We start from the raw sequence: 3,586 nt of genomic DNA, 5'->3' as shown, positions 1-3,586 counted from the left end.
AAATCAATGTTAACAATAGGACTAGTGATACTTGTTGTACTTTCATTTTACTCTCCTCTTTTCGATGTTTCGCATGGATACAGATTTCCAAAACCAAGATTGTCGCACGATAATCAGGCTTTCTATAGTAATAGCTGTACTTTGCGTTGGGTTAAATTGTAGGGATGAGAATGTGTTCGGCATTGCAACCTCAAGCGATAGAATTACGCTTGAGACCGGATTTAATGCGAAAACCCCCAAGGAAATCTCAAGCAGTTATCGCCAAACAACCAATCTTGACTGGACCCGTAAAGGTAATTTCCAAGGGAGTAATAAGAATTACCCACTCGAATTCCTTTACGGATCGTTTGTATCCAGTTCTGAGACTGGTTGTTTGGCGGTCAGAAATTACCTGCCAGAGCATATTTTAGCAATGATATTGTTTTATACCCAATTCTGAGAGAAAAACAACCTCCCAGAATGGACGAGAAAGCGATGATTTAAATTTATTGGGTGTTGGTATGGGGGTTAAAGGTGATTTTAACTGAATTTAAAGCTTCTTTCAGTATATCCTGATGGGAATATAAGTTACTGTTTAACATAGAAATAGCTTGACTTTTTAGCGAAAATGTACTATATTAAGTTATGATCAGATAGCAATTCTGGTCAGCGCAGATCGAGACAGAAACCCCCTAAAAATTGAAACGACGAGACGCCCTTAAATGGGCTTTTTGATATTGCTAGTCGGGAGGATTTTTCTCCCGGCTTTTCCCTCCGCAGACCGGAGGCTTTTTAACCGAGAGGTAACAACATGCACCAAACACTTGAAACAACTGAGTTCTTTCTAGCAGCTTTTCTGTACTCAGAAGGAATCACACTTTCAGGACATTCCCGTGATGGGAATCGTTCAACCTTCTCCTTTTCTGGAGAGGAAGTAAATGATCTTGCTCTCTCATTCTACAATGAGACTGCTAACACCAACGTAGCGACATTCGCTAAATCAATCCGTCAATTGAAAAACATTATGTACGGTACTACAACAATACAACCTGGCAACAATAATGAAAGGAACATTCCAAGAAGTACAAGCTGAAATATTTTCAGCAAAAGGAGGAAGAGATGATGTCTATGCTCTTCAGGATTCAACCGGAAATTACTATCCCAAACATTCCCCCTTTACCCTAGATATTTATCAAGATGATTCCACAACTGTGGGAGCATATCTGGTCGGATCCAATGACCTGGTTAAATCTGCGGTTATTGATATTGATATCAATAAAAAGGATCTTCTTCTCTATCCTCGTGAGGTGTTTGAGCCATTGCTGAAGAAGCAAACTCTACAAATTAAGTCTGTTCTTGATGCCCATGGATTTTCCTCTGTGATAGAGGACAGTGGTAACAAAGGGTATCACATATGGATCTTCTTGAGCCAACATGTTTCTGCTGCTGATATGAGACATACGCTTCATATACTGGAGAAAGAGTTTCAACTGGTTGATCCTAGACTTCACTGGGAGCTATTCCCCAAACAGGATCGAGTAGCCCCTGATAAATTGGGCAACCTTATTAAACTTCCATTTCAGTTCCACAAAGTCACGAACAGACGCTGTGCTTTTGTGGATAGTGACTTTGAGGCTTACCTACCACAAGTATTACCAATTAATGATATCGAACTAATTACAAAGGCTCCTGTGAATAAGGGCAATGCTGGTCACAAAGCAACTGGTATCGTTCATAAGGATATCAGACCACATAACATGGATCTCATGTTTAGTAAATGTTCAGTATTACAACGCTTGGCAGAGAGTTCAGATCCTAGTGTGTTTGAAGGGACAACTGGTCATACGGCTAGACTCTTTCTGGCATCCCAGATGATTCCATTTGGCAATAAGGGCAGGGATAAAGTTCATGAGATTCTGTCTCAGGCTAATGATTATAATGAGAGTATCACGGATTACCAACTCGACAGCATTAGTGGTTCTCCGCAAACATGCGAGATCATGTGCGGAAATCAGAAGTGTGCAAACATCTGTAAGGCTGATGGGAACTCACCCATCAAGTTTGGATACATGGACGATCTGTTTGTATTCCTTGAAAAGCAGACCAGTTCTTTTGCCTATCTGGATCACCATGACGAACAACTCTACTTTGTCGACTCTGAAAAGAAGTTGGATATCATCTTAGCTGATGCTGATCAAAAGCGGAAAGCAAAGACTCCAGTTCGGAAGCTCATCTTTGATCCATCTCAGGATGTAACGATTGATAAGGTATCGAAGACTATCAATCTCTTTCGACCTACTGACTTCATGGTGGGTGAGAAGACTTCGAAGGTTATTGATCTGACTATTGATGCGCCAAGTATTAATCATCTACTTTCAAATCTAATTCCGATAGACTTAGAGAGGGACCGCTTCGTGAACTGGTTAGCCGGTATCATGCAGACTAGATCAAAGCAATTAACCGCTTGGGTTTTTATGGGGCAACCTGGGGCTGGAAAAAACGTGCTCTTGGATCATGTGTTGAAGCCACTATTCGGTGAGAAACAAGCCATCAAGGTTGAAGATGAACAACTCAAGAATCCTTTTAACGGATGGTTACAGAATGCGATCCTGATTGCGTTTAATGAAGTAGCTCATGACAATCGTACTCGTAATAGTATTAACTCAAAGGTTAAAGCAATCATTACTGACAATGATATCATGATTAATGAAAAGAATGTAAAGGTATTTACCATAGACAATCATGCGAATGCTCTGTTCTTCAGTAATGAATCAATCCCTGTGTTAATCGAAGAGAATGATCGTCGTTTCAATGTTGTTCGTACTGGTGGCAACATGCGTAAGCAAAGTTGGTTCGCAGACCCTGAGCAGTTCTTAATTGATATGAAGGCGGAGTTGTCAGTGTTTGCTGAATATCTAATTAACTATAACTATGATCCTACTCTTGCAAAAACTGTTATCAGTAATGGAGTTAAGGACGCTCTGGTTGATGTAGGTATGACTCGTTATGCTGAGTTTAGCAGCCATCTCAAAGCAAACGACGTGGATTGGTTTGTGGAGAACATGGACAGCCTATTTCCAACCAGTACGATAAAAGCTGTTGGATTAAACGGATCAATTGAAAAGGATAGTGCTTTGGCAGCATTTAGAGAAATCTATCAAGATGACCGCATTACGAAGTCAAAATTGACTAAGGAGTTAAAACTTCAAGGAATTCGGACCGGTGAGATCAATGGTAAGAGAGTATATCGTTGGGATTGAAAAGTGGCGAATTCGTCACTTACTCGCAACTTTGGTCGCAACTTATTTTAGGGGTAAACCCTTACCCAGTAAGGGCGCACGCAACTTTGCAACTTGTCAGTCTATTGGTGGTAAAATAATTATTATATATCCCCCGTATACACCCACACTCTGTCAGCTCCTAGTTGGTTTAAAAAGTGAAAAGTTGCGTGAAGCCTTATATAGCCCCATTTCGACGTTTTAAAAGTTGCGAGTAAGTTGCGTCAAAGTGGAGTTTCACATAAAAAGTGGAGAATCACAATATGAGTAACAATAAGTGGAGCGGTGAACCGCTCATGAAATTAACAAAAGCATCAAAATGGATGCAT

2 protein-coding genes are annotated in these 3,586 nt (G+C 40.4%); both read left to right on the top strand.

Going from position 1 to position 3,586, the window contains the following annotated elements:
• The first annotated feature begins 790 nt into the window (after positions 1 to 790).
• The gene (locus U9Q77_05890; protein ID MEA3286888.1) at positions 791 to 1,072 is read left to right on the top strand and encodes a DUF5659 domain-containing protein; all 282 of its coding nucleotides are present in this window, start codon (positions 791 to 793) and stop codon (positions 1,070 to 1,072) included.
• A complete protein-coding gene (locus U9Q77_05885) occupies positions 1,041 to 3,239 on the top strand; it encodes a DUF5906 domain-containing protein (protein MEA3286887.1) in 2,199 nt (732 codons plus the stop codon). The genes U9Q77_05890 and U9Q77_05885 overlap by 32 nt, the downstream gene beginning before the upstream one ends.
• Positions 3,240 to 3,586: the final 347 nt, after the last annotated feature.

The organism is Candidatus Neomarinimicrobiota bacterium (assembly GCA_034716895.1).
Lineage (GTDB): Bacteria > Fidelibacterota > UBA8477 > UBA8477 > JABMPR01 > JABMPR01.
The sequence above is the reverse complement of the archived record's forward strand: the minus strand, read 5'-3'. Positions and strand labels throughout refer to the sequence as shown.

Excerpts from the sequence above, each read along its gene's own strand:
- U9Q77_05890 (MEA3286888.1), top strand. The coding sequence starts at position 791 with ATGCACCAAACACTTGAAACAACTGAGTTCTTTCTAGCAGCTTTTCTG.
- U9Q77_05885 (MEA3286887.1), top strand. The coding sequence starts at position 1,041 with ATGAAAGGAACATTCCAAGAAGTACAAGCTGAAATATTTTCAGCAAAA.